Raw genomic sequence first — 14,928 nt, forward strand, 5'->3', positions numbered from 1 at the left:
TTGGTTGGACCAGGCTTTAAACCAGAGACTAAGCCAAATGAACATAACTATTGTAGGGGTTTGAACTGGGAAAATCGAATGTGAGCTGTAGTTTTGGTGAGTTAAATGAATGTTCGTCTAATGCGGCGCTCAGGGCCGCATTAGGAAAATTTAAAAAAGGGCACGCCGACGTGCTATATTGCGCGCCAATTACCAGCGCAAACCCAAAGCGGGACGGGCGTACTGGTACGTGTTAGATTTCGCACACGTGCAGGGGGTTTAGCGTAATTCGTCGAAAAGCGCGGTCGCGACGGCCTCATCCCACAGCACCACATTGCCCACGTCGTAGTCCGCGAAACCACCCACCGGCACCGTCTCCGTGGTCACGCCAGAGCGCATGGCCAGCGCCACGCGAGCAAGATTCCACACGTGATCGCCCTTATCGACGGTAAACGCCGCACTCACCGAACCAATCAGCGACAGTGCACGGAACGGGTTCAAGAACGTAGACGCCGACGTAATCTGCGACAACAAGGCGGCGAAAAACTCGCGCTGACGGGCCACGCGGTCGAGGTCGCCCATCGGGGTCGCACGCGTGCGCACGTATCCGAGCGCCGTCGGGCCGTCGACCTCCTGACACCCGGCGCTGATCGACAGGTTCGCCAGGGGATCCTCGATGGGCTCCGGCGGGCACACCTCCACGCCACCTACTGCATCCACGACCCCGGCCAGGCCACCCATACCGATCTCGGCGTAGTGGTCCACGCGCAGACCCGTCGCCCCCTCCACCGTCTGGACCAGCAACTGCGGGCCGCCATACGTGAACGCGGCGTTCAACTTATCCATCCCGTAGCCCGGCACGGCCACATAAGAGTCCCGCGGCAGCGACACCAACGTTGCCTGGCCAAAGAGGGGGATATGCAGCAACATCATGGTGTCGGCGCGCGCGGAACCAATATCGCCGCCAGTGCCCAAACGCTGGGCGTCCTCCTCCGTCATGCCGAGGCGGGAATCGGAACCCACGAGCAACCAATTTGTGCCCGCAGTGTTCTTCACCTGGGTTTCAGGAAGCGCCTCCACCCGGTTGAGGCGCGCATCAGTCCATACCGTCAGCCCAGCGACGATAACCAGCAGCGCCACCAAGACAGCGGCGAAAATCTTCTTCAGGGGTGGGCGGCGGCGCACCCGGGGCGCGCTGAACCGGGGTTGGCGTGGCTGGGCCTGCGGCTGGGGAGCAAACTCCTGGGGCGCCGGCCGGCGAGGCGGGCGCTGTGGACGCTGCGGGTGCTGGGAATAAGTAGGCCGCGGAGGACGCTGATACGCAGACTGCGGCGGCACGCGCCGGGGCTGCTGCTCACGCCGGTCCTGGCGCGGCGGGATGTACTGACGCGACTGCTGGCGCGGTTCCGGTTGGCCAGGGCGCTCAGACCGGGTAGGACGCTCCGGGGCCGGGGTCTGACCAGGGCGGCGCAACTTAATCGGGCGCCCGTACCTGTCAAGGATGGGATTGCCGTCGCGGTCGCGCAGAACATCGCCCTGGGAAGTCATGCCCCTATTTAACTACAGCCCCAACCATGACAGGTCCCCGCCCACAGCGGCATACCCCACAAACGCCACCGCATCAATGAGGAAGTGGCCCAGAATCAGCGGCCATACCCGGCCCGTCCGGTGGAAGACGTACCCGAAAATCACACCCATGATGATATTGCCCACACCGGCAGAAACACCCTGGTACAGGTGGTACGAACCGCGCAACACTGCCGACGCCACAATCGCCGCCCACGGACCCCAGCGAAGCTGACGCAGGCGGGTCATGAGCCAGGCGACAACCACGATCTCCTCCCCGAACGCATTCGCCGCCGACCACACCAGAAGGATTGGGATCTCCCAACTCGGGTGCGTCAGCGCCGCCGGAATCACCTGCTTCGACAGGCCCAGCTGCACCGCCGCCACATAAAAACCCAGGCCCGGAATCCCAATCAGCGCCGCCAGGCCCGCGCCCCACACAAGATCACGGGGACTGCGCGGCAGGCGGATGCGGTCGCCAGCGAGCAGGAAAAGAGCCAGGCCACCCCAAGCGAACAACGTGGCCGCCGAGCACAGCTGCAACGCTAGGTCCAGCCACGGGAATGCAGACTGCGTCGGGTTGAGCGCCACGGTCTGTTCGCTGAGGGCGGTGGGGGAGGCGAGGGCGTCGATAAGCCGCAAAAGGGCACGGACCCCGCTCATGCCAAAGGTCACCGTCAATACGATGAGCAGCTCCTGACGCACTCTTCCCATGCGACCATTATGCTTAAAGCCCATGAGCACCGTCGCATACCTGGGCCCACAAGGCACGTTCACCGAAGCCGCACTCATCCACTTCTTCGGCGACTGCCAGCAATTACCCGTTTCCAGCCCACTCGCGGCCGTCGAAGCCGTACGCTCCGGCGAAGCCGACCGCGCAGTATTGGCCATCGAAAATTCCGTCGACGGTGCCGTCACCCCCGCCTTCGACGCCCTCGCCCGCGGCGGCGTCCAGATCATCGGCGAACACGACATCGCCATCGAATTCGCCATCATGACCCGCCCCGGATTCACCGGGCCCGTGCGCACCTTCGCCACCCACCCCGTCGGATACCAGCAGGTCAAAGGGTGGGTCGCGGACAACATGCCCGAGGCCGTCTTCCACCCAGCCAGCTCTAACGCGGAAGCAGCGCGCCAAGTCTCTGAAGGGCTTATCGACGCCGCCGCCGCCCCCGCACGCGCCGCCGACATCTACGGGCTCTCCATCATCGCCGACGGAGTTGCCGACCACACCGGCGCAACCACACGCTTCGTCGCCGTCTCCCCGGTGTGCGCGCCACCCGCCCGCACCGGCCACGACCGCACGTCCGTCACCTTCACGCTCCCCGACGCACCCGGCACATTAGTCGGCGCGCTCAGCGAATTCGCCGCGCGTGGCGTGGACCTTTCGCGCATCGAATCCCGACCCACCCGCGAACGCTTCGGCGAATACCTCTTCTACGTCGACCTTGTCGGCCACATCGACGACACCCCGGTCGCCGAAGCACTACGCGCCGTCTACCTCCGCACCGAACATCTCCAATTCCTTGGCTCCTGGCCCGCCGCCGACACCTCCGTGCGCGCCGGGTTCGAAGAAGCAGACGCCTGGGTCGACGCCGCGCGGGGTGGGGCTTAGGGTTTTGCGGGGGCGTGGGCTGGCGGGCGCGCGGCAGTGCAAATGTGCAGGTCTGATGCGTCCGAGGTATGCCGGACTGTGCATATTAAGCCTGGCTGCTAAGGCTAGCGTTTTTTGGAGTGGCGGGTGCGCGGGAGATCGGTCTCTGAAACAGCCGGAATCCCACAGGATGGGACGATCGGTGGCGCGCGTGCGCGCCTCCTTCCGGTTCGCGTGTTCTCCGGAGGGGGCGTTGCGTTTAAAAGTGCAGGTCGCGTCCTTGATCGGCATCCTTGACTGACATTCTTGACTCACGTCTTGTATACGCCAGGTCGCGCTCAACGGCCGAGCTTTCGCGACCTGGCGTATACAAGATGTGCTACAAATATTCACACTAAAGATCCCGCTAGCACCGCCAGCACCGGGTGTCACACACCAGCAACAACATCAGCACCATCAGCAACATAAATTGTGACCGTCAAGAAACAAGCGTTCACCGGCCCAAACACGGCGCCAACCAGGTCCGCGAAGCATGCATCAATCCGCATAATTACCGGCTGCCCTTAATATCCCAGGTCGCACCCACCCGGCAAGCCAAGCGTGACCTGGGATATTAAGTCTGGCTGGTAAGGCTGGCCGGAAACACCAGGAAAACGCCAGGCAGCTGACTCCGCGAACACCACCAGGAAAACCCCAACCTACTCGTACCCCAACCGGTGCAGGTCGTCTTCGTCGAGGCCGAAGAAGTGGCCGACTTCGTGCATGACGGTCACGTACACTTCGTGGGCCAGTTGTTCTTCGGAGGTGCAGATGTCTTCGAGGGCTTCCTTATATATGAAGATGGCGTCGGGGAGGAAGCCGGTGTGGTCGAAGGTGCGCTCGGGCAGCGGGACGCCTTCGTAGAGGCCTAGGAGCGTGGGGTCGTCGGGGTTGCGGTCGTGGGCCAGGATGACCACGTTGCGCATGTGCTGGGCGAATTCGTCGGTGATGTTGTCGAGGGCATCGTCGATCATCTCCTCGAAACGTTCCTGGCTGACCTGCACCAACTCGGTCACCTAACCTTCGCGTAAAGGTCGGCGGTCGGGTTGTGGGGCCGGAGGTTGGCCGTCGATAAGCATCTGCGGGGCGGACCCGGTGAGCGTTGCGAACCCACCTTGACCTGCGAAGACGAGGGCGCAGTTGGCGGATCGGGAGCCGGCGTCCCAGGAGTCGGCGCCTTGCGTGGTCCAGAAGGGTTGCAGGGTGGAGCGGTAGAGCGCTTCCTCGGAACCGAGGTAGTCGATGGCGGCTTGGGTGCACACGCCGCGCAGGTGATTGTCCTGCTCTTCGATGCTGGGGGTGTGGTCGGGGAAGACGGGCGCCAGGTTGACCAGGGCGGTGACTTCGAGTTGGTGGTCCTGCCCGCAGTCGACGATGTGCATCGCCTGTGCCTTATCGACGGCCACGCATTGCCCGGCCTCGGCAACCCGGGACTGATCCTGCTTCCCGGCTTCCCCGCGGGTAAGCTGCGGATTCCCCGTATCGTTCGTGGACTGCACGCCGCACAGCATGGTGCGGTCGCCCTGCGCCCACCACTCAGCCGGCGGCAGAATCGACGCAATGGAGTACTTGCCCACGGGGTCGAAGTGGCCATCCAGGTAATTGATGGTGGCGGTGCGGCAGAGTTCCTCGCGGAGCTGGGCCTGGCGCGTCACGTCCGGCATGGGCGCATTGGCGCCGAACTCGGAGGAAGGGTACGTGCCCAAGTTTTCGCGGGTGGATACTTCGAAGCGGTGCGGCTGCTCGCAGGCGGCCTGCTGGAAATTGGTCACGTCCCCGGTCTCGGTGATGTCCCAGGTCAGGCAGGCGCCCTGGTCGGCGGTGGTGAACGGTGCGACGTCGAGAGTCTGCGTGGTCGTGGTGGTTTCCGTCGAGCTAGCCGTGGTGGTTTCGCCCCCACTGAACGCCCCGAAAGAAATACCGAACACGGCCGCGACAGCAGCGCCGACAAACAGGGCGCGCACGCCTTGGGCACTCCGCCACGTTGTCGAGCGTGCGGGGAGCTCGTTGCTGAGTGGGCCGTCGAAGCCGGCTGGACCTTCCGAAGGGCTTGTCATAATACATACAGTCTGCCACTAAGGCCTATCTAGTGCACATACGTGCGTGCCTAGGCGGTAGGCTGTGGGACGTGATTGATTTAAAGTTCCTACGTGACAACCCCGAGGTAGTGCGCGAAAGCCAACGCACCCGCGGTGAAGACCCAGAACTGGTAGACCTGCTGCTCGCCGCCGACGAAGACCGCCGCGAAGCAATCAAGGTGGCCGACGAGCTCCGCGGTGAGCAGAAGGCCTTCGGCAAGAAGATTGGCCAGGCCGCCCCAGAAGAGCGCCCCGCCCTCCTCGAAGGTGCGGACAAGCTCAAGGCCCGCGTGAAGGACGCCGAGGAAGCGCAGAAGCGCGCCGAGGACAAGGTCACCGAAATCCAGTTCAAACTCTCCAACATCGTCGAAGGCGCACCCGCCGGCGGCGAGGACGATTACGTTGTCCTGGAACACGTAGGAACCCCACGCGAGTTCGACTTCGAGCCCAAGGACCACCTGGACCTGGGCGAATCCTTAGGGCTTATCGACATGAAGCGCGGCACCAAGGTATCCGGCGCCCGCTTCTACTACTTGACTGGCGACGGCGCCATGCTGCAACTCGGGATGCTCATGCACGCTGCGAAAATCGCCCGCGAGCGCGGCTTCCAGCTCATGATCCCACCAGTACTGGTGCGTCCTGAAATTATGGCCGGCACCGGATTCCTCGGCGAGCACTCCGACGAGATCTACTACCTAGAGCGCGACGACCTCTACCTGGTAGGCACCTCCGAGGTGGCGTTAGCTGGCTACCACCGCGATGAAATCATCGATTTGAGCGCCGGCCCCATTAAATACGCAGGCTGGTCGAGCTGCTTCCGTCGAGAAGCGGGCTCCTACGGCAAGGACACCCGCGGCATCCTGCGCGTGCACCAGTTCGACAAGCTGGAGATGTTCGTCTACGCCAAGCCCGAGGACGCCACCCGCATCCACCAGGAACTCCTGGCTATGGAAAAGGAAATGCTCGCTGCGATCGAGGTGCCATACCGCGTCATCGACACCGCCGGCGGCGACCTCGGCTCCTCGGCCGCCCGCAAGTTCGACACCGAGGCCTGGATCCCGTCCCAGCAGACCTACCGCGAGCTGACCTCCACCTCCAACTGCACCACCTTCCAGGCCCGCCGCCTGTCCACTCGCTACCGCGACGAAAACGGCAAAACGCAGGTCGCCGCAACCCTGAACGGCACGCTCGCAACCACCCGCTGGCTCGTCGCCATCCTGGAAAACCACCAGCAAGAGGACGGTTCCGTGGTCGTGCCCGAGGCTCTGCGCCCCTACGTGGGCAAGGACGTCCTGCGATGAACTACAAGCTTATCGACGGCTTCCGCACCCCCACCTACTACAAGGAAATAGCCGACCACGCGGAAGCACGCGAACCGTTCTACGGCCGGCGTATCCTGCCGTTGGCCAAGCGCCTCATGCGCGCGCAAAACATTGAAGTCACCGTCACCGGAGCCGAGTTCATCCCCGCCGAAGGTGGGGCCCTCTTGGCCGTCAATCACACCGGCTACTACGACTTCATCCTCGGCGGAATCCCCGCCTACCTGCGCGGACGGCGCCTAGTACGCTTCATGGCGAAGAAATCGATCTTCGACGTACCCGTGGTCGGCGCGATGATGCGCAAGATGGGCCACCTCCCCGTCGACCGCTCCGCCGGCGCATCCTCAGTCGAGGAGGCTATCGCCCGCCTGCGCGGCGGCGAACTCGTGGGCATCTTCCCAGAGGGCACGATCTCACGCTCCTTCGAACTACAAGACTTCAAGACCGGCGCCGCCCGCATCGCCCACGAAGCCGGCGTACCCCTAGTACCCGTGGTGATCTGGGGTTCGCAGCGCATCTGGACCAAAGGCCTGAAGAAAAACCTGGGCCGCTCCTTTAAGCCAGTCATGATCCGCGTCGGCGCGCCGATCCCACTCAGCGGCGACCCCGCCGAAGACACCGCGCTGCTCAAAGAAGCGATGGACTACGAACTCGGCCTCGTGCGCGCAGAGTACGAGAAAGAATACGGCCCGCACCCAGAGTTGGCTGGGTGGGTTCCCGCCGCCATGGGAGGCGGCGCGCCCACTATCGACGAAGCGAAAGCCATCGACGCCGCCGCGCGGGAACAGCGGAAGGGCTAGCGCTTTTGCTTGCTGGCGTTTGTGCGCTGGCGTGCGTTTCCCCTGGTTGCGAGGCTTCGTGACCAGGGGTTTTGACTTGCTGTAGAGCGTCGTGGGGTGTGCGCGTGCATATTTATCGGCCAGAGTTAATATGCCAGGTCGCGGGCTGCTAGCCGGGAGTGCGTGACCTGGGATATTAAGGCCAGCTCATAAATATGCGGATTTGCGCATGCGGACAGAGCGTATTTAGTGTTGCCGGTGGGGCTGGACTTATCTTTGACGTGAATATTTGTAGCGCATCTTGTATACGCCAGGTCGCGAAAGCTCGGGCGTTGAGCGCGACCTGGCGTATACAAGACGTGGGTCAAGGATGTCGGTCAAGAACGCGACTCAAGAACCCGACCTGCACTTTTAAACGCAACGCCCCCAGCCGCCAGACAACAGTCAGCCCGGCGCCCGTGCGCCGGTCCTTTTCTGCCCACGCCTCCCCCGAAAAGCACGCGAACCGGAAGGAGGCGCGCACGCGCGCCACGGATTATCCCATCCGGTCAGCTGCCGGCTGCTTCAGTGGCCGATCTTCCGCACATCTGCCACCCCAAAAACGCTAGCCTTAGCAGCCAGGCTTAATATCCCAGGTCGCACGCATCCTGCTGCCCAAGCGTGACCTGGGATATTAAGGCCAGCTCATAATTATGCAGCAAACGCGAGCCGCCCCAACCCCCGAACCATCGCGTGTGCACTGGTGGCGCCCGCCGGAGCAACCAAAGCGCTAGGGTGGGGGCATGGAACCTGTTACGGCCCCGACCCCTGCGCAGCGCCCCGCCGAGAAACCGCTGCTCATCGCTTCGGACATCGACGGCACTTTCATTACGTCGGCGGACCGCGTCACTCCGCGGCTGCGGGACGTGGTGATGCGTGCGCGTCGCGAGGGCGCTGAGATTGCGCTGGTCACGGGCCGTCCGCACCGGTGGTTGTACCCGGTGTTGGATCAGCTGCCGTTCCGACCCGTGTGCATCACGGCGAATGGGGCGGTCATGTTCGATTCGGCGACGGAGGAGATCGTGACGCGCCATGAGCTGGCCCCTCAGACGATGCGGGACGTCGTTAAGCAAGCTCGGAAGGCGCTATACGACGCCACCTCCGGCTCCCTCGCCCTGGCGGTGGAAAGGGTCGGGGCGGATGCGTTTGCCTCCGATGAGGAATGCTTCGCCGTGACCAAGGAGTACGTGCACACGTGGGCTGCCGGCGGTTTTGCGGTGGAGACGGATGAAGAGATTACGTCGCAGCCTGCGGTGAAGCTCCTTTTGCGCAATCCGGATATGACGGCCCCGGAGATGCACCGGATTATCGCGCCGTGGATTGATCCGGCGCAGGCGCATGTCACGTATTCGATGAATGAGGGCCTCTTGGAGGTGGCGGTGCCGGGCGTGAATAAGGCGCTCGGCGTGCGTGCGTTGTGCGAATTACATGACGTCCCGCGTGAGCGCACTGTGGCGTTCGGGGACATGGCCAACGATATTGAGATGCTGGAGTGGGTGAACTTTGGCGTGGCAATGGGCAACGCGAACCCGGAGGTGAAGGCCGTCGCGGATTTCGTGGGCCCGACGAATGATGAAAACGGGGTGGCCGAAGTCTTGGAATGGTGGTTCTAGAAACAGGAGGCCCCGGCGTGAATGTTCACGCCGGGGCTTGCACCGTGCTGGGTTAGCTAGCGGTTAATTTTGACCTCGTTGGTTTCGGGGTTCCAGGTGATGTTGCCGCCTTGGAAGTCCACTTTGATCAGGCCGTTCCACTGGTGTTCTTCGTTGAGTGGAAGGCCAAGGGGTCCGAGGTCGAAGCCTTGTTGTGCCCAGGCGTCGCCGATGGCTCCCCAGAGTGCTCGTGGTCCGGTTGCTTCGTTGCCGACCATGATGCCGTTATCGAAAGCCTGGTAGGCCACGCCTTGGCTGGTTTCTCCGACGGGGCCGCGGGCTGCGCCGAGGACGTGACCGAGCGTGCCGCGGTTGTGGGACCACAGTTGGGAGAGCTGCGAGTCGCTGGAGAACGCCGCCACCTTATCCACAACCGGCGGGATGTCCTTGAGCGAGACCCCGCCCAGAACTTCGGTGTTTCCGTTGAGCCCAAGCTTGCTTAGGTCCAGGTGGCCGTTCTTGACGGCCCAGGTCAACGCGACGACAGCGATGGTTCCCACGACGCCGGCGATGGCAGCGACGTCGCCACTCTGGATGGCGTTGACGATGCCCGACAGGCTCAGGCCACCGGGCGCGGAGCTTTGCGCCACGTTCGGCGTCCCACTCGGGGCTGGCGGCGGGGTGGTCGTCGTCGTGACCTGGTTGGAGACGGCCGGTGGGGTGGTCGTCGTCGTTGCGGTTGTAGTCGTGGTGCCGGCGGTGCCAGCGTTGATGGCGTTGTACTTCTGCGTTGCGATGGAGCGGATCGTGCCCATCTGCGCGTACGCTGCGTCGCCGGGGCACGTCGTGTAGCCGACGTCGCGGTGCGCGAAGATGTTCGGAAGCGTCTTTGCCTGACCATAAGGTACGAAGGTGTAGCTGGAGCCTTCGGAGTAGTGGGTGCCACTGCCTTGCGGGTGGAACCCGGCCACCGAGGCGCGCCAGCCGGCGAGTTCGCCCACCGACTTCAGCATCGCCTGGGATGGGGCCGTGGTGGTGTAGTTGCCCATCATCGAGATTGCCCAGGTATTCGAGTTGAAGCCGCCTGCGTGCGCGCCGATGACGCCCTTGTTCATGCCGCCGGCGCGGCCTTCGTAGATGGTTCCATACTTATCGACGAGCGCGTGGTACCCAATATCGCACCAGCCCAAAGTGTTCGCATGGTAGTTCCAGTAGCCGCGCATCTGCGCAGCGGATTGAGCTGGCGTGTAGTTATTGGACCCGGCGGTGTGGTGAATCGTGATCGCGCTGACTGGTTCCGCGTAATCGACGCTGCAGTTCTTTGCGCCTGCGCCCCAGCCGGAACGGGAGACCACCTTGGGCATGCCGTAGGCGTCGGAGTATTGGACGGGTGCGATGCCACCTTCTTCGGCGTTGCCGTCGATGAATACGGCACTGATGCCGGTGTCGGAATCCGCGACGGGTTTGATGTCGTCGTAGTTCACCGGAGCAGGGGCCTCGGCCGGAACAGGAGCTTCCTCGGCTGGCTGCTCTGTGTCGGGCAGGTCTACGTCGGTTCCTTCTTCGGCGCCGGCATAGTCGATGTTGGCGGTAGAGACCTGCACCTTGTGGGTGGGCTCGTGGTAAATCAGCTCGGTGCCGTTGATCCCATTCGGGTTAATGTACCCGGAGTCCTGGGGGTCCATGTCGTACCAGGGGCTCCAGGAGCCGTCGGGCATTTCGGCGCGGACGAAGGCTGCGATGTCGCGCTCGCCGTACCAGGTGAGGGCGAATTGGCTGAACTCTTCCTCGCGGGTGAATTCCTTGACAGTGCGGGCGGTTCCTTCTGAGCCGTCGCCTTGGGTAGCGATGGCGGGGTCGTCGACAAGCACATTGTTACCGGAATCGAATGAGACCGATTCGTTGAGGACTTCGATGTTGCCGGCGTCGGGGCCGTCGGTGTTAAGGATTTTGTTGCCCCCGAATGCTGCGGTGACGGCCAGTGCTGCGGCAAGCACGGTGGCCGCGACCGGCTTCGGCCGGGCTGCTGTGAGGCGGCGTTTCTGCTGCACGGTGCGTACTCCTGAATCTGTCACCCCGTCCATGATGCAGGTGTGACTAATGTGAAAATAGTTAACCGCTGGCAAGTGTAGTGCATTCGTGTGGTTAATGGTAGGAGAGTGGCACCGTGTGTCATGGGAAGTGGACCGCTACACTTACTGCCATGAGCTCATATGATTTGATCGTCGTAGGGTCCGGCTTCTTTGGCCTGACCGTCGCAGAACGCGCAGCTAGCCAACTGGATAAGAAGGTGCTCGTCGTGGAGCGCCGCAACCACATCGGCGGCAACGCCTACTCCGAAGCCGAACCAGAAACCGGCATCGAAGTGCACAAATACGGCGCTCACCTCTTCCACACCTCCAATGAGCGGGTGTGGGAATACGTGAACAAGTTCACCGATTTCACCGGCTACCAGCACCGCGTCTTCGCGATGCATGACGGCACCGCCTACCAATTCCCCATGGGGCTTGGCCTAATCAACCAGTTCTTCGGCCGCTACTACAGCCCCGACGAAGCCCGCGAACTGATCAAAGAACAGACCGCAGGCATGGACCCGAAAGACGCCACTAACCTGGAAGAACGCGGCATCGCACTGATCGGCAAGCCGCTCTACGAGGCGTTTATCAAGCACTACACCGCCAAGCAGTGGCAAACCGACCCCACCGACCTGCCCGCCTCCATCATCTCCCGCCTGCCGGTGCGCTACACCTTCGACAACCGCTACTTCACCGACACTTACGAAGGCCTCCCCGTCGAGGGCTACACCGCGTGGCTGGAAAACATGGCCGCGCACGAAAACATCGAGGTCCGCCTGGACACCGACTGGTTCGAGGTCCGCGACGCCATCCGCGCCGATAACCCCGACGCCCCCGTGGTCTACACCGGCCCTCTCGACCGCTACTTCGACTACACCGAAGGCCACCTGGGCTGGCGCACCCTCGACTTCGAACAGGAAGTTCTGAACACCGGCGACTTCCAGGGCACACCGGTCATGAACTACAACGACGCCGACGTCCCCTACACCCGCATCCACGAGTTCCGCCACTTCCACCCGGAGCGCAGCGAGTACCCCAAGGACAAGACCGTCATCATGAAGGAATACTCCCGCTTCGCTGAGCAGGGCGACGAACCCTACTACCCGATCAACACCCCAGAAGACCGCGCCAAGCTAGAAGCTTATCGACGCCTCGCCGCCACCGAAGCAGCCGACAACAAGGTACTCTTCGGCGGACGCCTAGGCACCTACCAGTACTTGGACATGCACATGGCCATCGCATCCGCACTGACCATGTTCGACAACAAGCTGGTCCCATACTTCGAAGACGGCGTGGCGCTTTCCCAGGAGCGTGGCCACTAAGTGCCCGTCTTTGACCAGGCCGTCATATTATGGACCGGCCTGTTTTCCCCCGAGCTCAACCTGCTGTGGGTACTTGTTGCCGTCGGGTTGGCGCGCCGGGCTCCCGGCGGCTTTCGAGTCGGCGCGCTGGTCGGGGTGGCTGCCGCTTCGCTGAGCTGCACTGTGCTCAAGCGCGTTTTCGGACGCGAGCGGCCACCCGAAGAGTTAGCGCTGATTATCGAAACGAACGCCTCCTTCCCCTCCGGGCACGCAACCGCCGCCGGCGCTTTAGTAGGGATCGCGCTGGTCACGCGCCGGCCCTGGCTGATCGCGCTCGCTGTGGTGCATGCGGTGGTGATCGGGTGGACACGCCTCTACGTAGGCGTGCACTGGCTTAGCGACGTCGTGGCCGGCTGGATCTTGGGCGCGGTAGTTGCGTATGTGGTGTGCCGGCTGGTTATGCGGTTGTGGGGGCGGATTTCGTATCGCGAGGGTCGTTGAAGGCTTCGGTTTGGTGTTAACTGGAGAGTTTCTGATTATCGGATGTGTCGAATTTCGACACGTAGAGGGCCTTTTGTCCACTTTTGGGCAACCGAAGTTATTCAATAGTATGGCGTAGCTAATGCTGCTTTACCATATGATTTGATATATCCTAAGACCTACTTTTCATTTTCTTTGGCTGAAAGACACCTTACATATGAAACTTGACGGCGTGACATCAATCATCGGAATCCTTATTTCCATCATCGTAGCCGTTCTGGGAATTGTTTTTGGGTCCGGAGAGGGTTCTAGCGGGCCAGTTACAGGCTCTTCGTCATCTGCTGCGGGACCCGTCACTGTCTCTCAAGGAATGGGTATTACCAGCCCCCAGGGAATGAGCTTTCTCTGGCAAAAGAATATCGAATGTACCATCGGATATGTGGATGGGCCCCGAAAAGTTGCTTACACTGCGCGCCATTGTGCGCAGGAGGGCGATCCCACAGACACCAACTACATCGGTGTAGAAATCCGTACGTCGGACGGGCGTCGTATCGGCGAGACTGTCCACCCGCAGAAGTATCAGGGGCGCACCCCGTATCTGTCCTACACCGCTAAAGAGTCGGACCTTGTAGCCATTGCCCTTGACGATGATGTTATCGCTGGCGCTAACGTCTACTCCGGTGATTCAATAGTTGACTACAGCTACCTTTCCCCTGGCACGCGCGTGTGCACGTATGGGCGCGTCGCTAAGGCGACCCGCTGTGGCACGATCAGCCATCTTCACGATGACGCATTCGTTCGTACCGTCCGTACCACAGAAAGCGGCGGTCGGTGGTCGGTCACCGGCGATTCGGGCGGACCTGTCTGGCTTGAGAATGGTGGTGGGTTCGTCGGTATTCATAACGGCTCATACCTCGTAGACGGCGTGTATAAGGGCACTTTCTTCACCGGTTTTTAGGCCTGCTTTCCGTGCTGTTACAGCACGTAGTAAAAGAAATACCAGTGACATGTTATCGCCGAAAAACTATTAAATTTGTATCCAATCTCGTCGCCCTAGCTGGTTGCCTTTTTAGGGTGTGGCCCTCGGAACTTTCCTACCGCGTATTCACTTTCCACAGCGTTGGGACGTCGCTCTTAGTATGAGTGTTTGACTAGCATCTTTGATAGGCGCGGTCACCGATTCAGCTGTTTTGATGGCCAAAATAACCAGCTATGTTGTTTAAACGTTAGACATCGATGGTTTCTGTACCGGCAGTGGCTGAGGCTAAAGATAAGTGCACAGGTCTTGCCGTAGTGGCCTATCGGCCAGGTGTGATGATTTTGACGTTTCCGTATGGTTCGAGAGACGTCAGCTTCCCACTTACTCAACACATGTGTGAAGTTGGGTGTTAAGTTCGAAAGGGTGTGTTTAGCTGGCAAAATGTAATTTTCGAGGGCGAGCTTCCCACTCAGCTTCCCACTTACTCAACACATGTGTGAAGTTAGGTGTTAAGTTCAAGTCGCTAAGGCGATCGGCGCAGGGCCTCCGGGATGTGCTGCACGGCAGCAAGGTCAAGGCCGAGCACGTTGAGCACAGCCTCGACTTTATCCATGCGGACTGTAGTTTTCCCCTGTTCGAAGTCGCGAATGAAGCGTTCGGATACCAGCGCCAGCTCCGCGACGTCCTCCTGGGTGAGGTTCATGGCGCGCCGCTGTTCGCGAGCTTGTGCACCGATGCCTGAATGTTGTTTCACGCTTACCTTCCGGCCACTGAAATATATATTCGGCACGAACGTGCCGGTTTCCCGCAGACTAACACTTTTCGCGAACAAAAAGTAGCTATTCGGCACGACCGTGCCGGTTTGGGCTGACAGGTGCCTTGGCTTGGGTTAAGGGGTCCGGAGACCTTCTGTTTTGTCGAGGATTCGAGGATGCCTTGCTGTGATTGCTCGAATCGTGTGCGAGCAAAACAGTCTACTTCAGAGTCTCGATTCCATTTGGGGAGTACTCATCTATGTAGCCTCAGGTGGCTTGTTTATGCGGTGAATCGCCAACCAAAAATTTCAGTATTGATGTCAGTGTAAGCGCGTATGCTATATATGTAAGAC

Annotated in this window: 13 protein-coding genes; 7 read left to right on the forward strand and 6 right to left on the reverse strand. The window is 61.4% G+C overall.

The features are described 5' to 3' along the window. Positions 1 to 258 precede the first annotated feature (258 nt). A complete protein-coding gene (locus ATK06_RS04140) occupies positions 259 to 1,527 on the reverse strand; it encodes an LCP family protein (RefSeq protein ID WP_048381163.1) in 1,269 nt (422 codons plus the stop codon). Positions 1,528 to 1,539: 12 nt separating this feature from the next. Further along, positions 1,540 to 2,259 (reverse strand): CPBP family intramembrane glutamic endopeptidase, encoded by a 720-nt coding sequence (locus ATK06_RS04145; RefSeq protein WP_048381166.1) that lies wholly within the window; start codon positions 2,257 to 2,259, stop codon positions 1,540 to 1,542. 22 nt (positions 2,260 to 2,281) lie between these two features. Here ATK06_RS04145 and pheA point away from each other — a divergent pair, with 22 nt between their 5' ends. Beyond that, positions 2,282 to 3,160 (forward strand): prephenate dehydratase, encoded by an 879-nt coding sequence (pheA, locus tag ATK06_RS04150; protein ID WP_098388888.1) that lies wholly within the window; start codon positions 2,282 to 2,284, stop codon positions 3,158 to 3,160. A gap of 677 nt (positions 3,161 to 3,837) precedes the next feature. Here pheA and ATK06_RS04155 read toward each other — a convergent pair. Next, complete coding sequence (locus ATK06_RS04155) at positions 3,838 to 4,185, reverse strand: metallopeptidase family protein (protein ID WP_048381270.1); 348 nt, start codon at positions 4,183 to 4,185, stop codon at positions 3,838 to 3,840. Between the two features lie 9 nt (positions 4,186 to 4,194). Continuing rightward, positions 4,195 to 5,235: a septum formation family protein gene (locus ATK06_RS04160; RefSeq protein WP_083986142.1), complete on the reverse strand. Its 1,041-nt coding sequence runs from the start codon at positions 5,233 to 5,235 to the stop codon at positions 4,195 to 4,197. A gap of 71 nt (positions 5,236 to 5,306) precedes the next feature. Here ATK06_RS04160 and serS point away from each other — a divergent pair, with 71 nt between their 5' ends. From serS to ATK06_RS04175, 3 genes are all read left to right on the forward strand, one after another. After that, positions 5,307 to 6,557: a serine--tRNA ligase gene (gene serS, locus ATK06_RS04165; RefSeq protein ID WP_048381168.1), complete on the forward strand. Its 1,251-nt coding sequence runs from the start codon at positions 5,307 to 5,309 to the stop codon at positions 6,555 to 6,557. Continuing rightward, complete coding sequence (locus ATK06_RS04170; protein WP_048381171.1) at positions 6,554 to 7,375, forward strand: lysophospholipid acyltransferase family protein; 822 nt, start codon at positions 6,554 to 6,556, stop codon at positions 7,373 to 7,375. Before serS ends, ATK06_RS04170 begins: the two co-directional genes overlap by 4 nt. A gap of 761 nt (positions 7,376 to 8,136) precedes the next feature. Then, positions 8,137 to 9,006, forward strand: coding sequence for a Cof-type HAD-IIB family hydrolase (locus ATK06_RS04175; protein ID WP_048381173.1), 870 nt, complete (start codon positions 8,137 to 8,139; stop codon positions 9,004 to 9,006). Between the two features lie 56 nt (positions 9,007 to 9,062). Here the strand turns inward: ATK06_RS04175 and ATK06_RS04180 are convergent, their stop codons facing one another. Then, positions 9,063 to 11,060, reverse strand: a complete 1,998-nt coding sequence (locus ATK06_RS04180; RefSeq protein WP_231913560.1) for an N-acetylmuramoyl-L-alanine amidase — start codon at positions 11,058 to 11,060, stop codon at positions 9,063 to 9,065. 128 nt (positions 11,061 to 11,188) lie between these two features. Here ATK06_RS04180 and glf point away from each other — a divergent pair, with 128 nt between their 5' ends. From glf to ATK06_RS04195, 3 genes are all read left to right on the forward strand, one after another. Next, positions 11,189 to 12,382 (forward strand): UDP-galactopyranose mutase, encoded by a 1,194-nt coding sequence (glf, locus tag ATK06_RS04185; protein WP_098388890.1) that lies wholly within the window; start codon positions 11,189 to 11,191, stop codon positions 12,380 to 12,382. Beyond that, positions 12,383 to 12,862 carry a phosphatase PAP2 family protein gene (locus ATK06_RS04190; protein ID WP_048381175.1) on the forward strand — a complete coding sequence of 160 codons (480 nt, stop codon included), beginning with the start codon at positions 12,383 to 12,385 and terminating at the stop codon, positions 12,860 to 12,862. Positions 12,863 to 13,058: 196 nt separating this feature from the next. Next, positions 13,059 to 13,799, forward strand: a complete 741-nt coding sequence (locus ATK06_RS04195) for a trypsin-like serine protease (RefSeq protein ID WP_111704121.1) — start codon at positions 13,059 to 13,061, stop codon at positions 13,797 to 13,799. A 544-nt stretch (positions 13,800 to 14,343) separates the two neighbouring features. Here the strand turns inward: ATK06_RS04195 and ATK06_RS04200 are convergent. Next, positions 14,344 to 14,574, reverse strand: a complete 231-nt coding sequence (locus ATK06_RS04200) for a helix-turn-helix domain-containing protein (protein WP_231913559.1) — start codon at positions 14,572 to 14,574, stop codon at positions 14,344 to 14,346. Positions 14,575 to 14,928 lie beyond the last annotated feature (354 nt).

It is taken from the genome of Corynebacterium renale (assembly GCF_002563965.1).
GTDB lineage: Bacteria > Actinomycetota > Actinomycetes > Mycobacteriales > Mycobacteriaceae > Corynebacterium > Corynebacterium renale.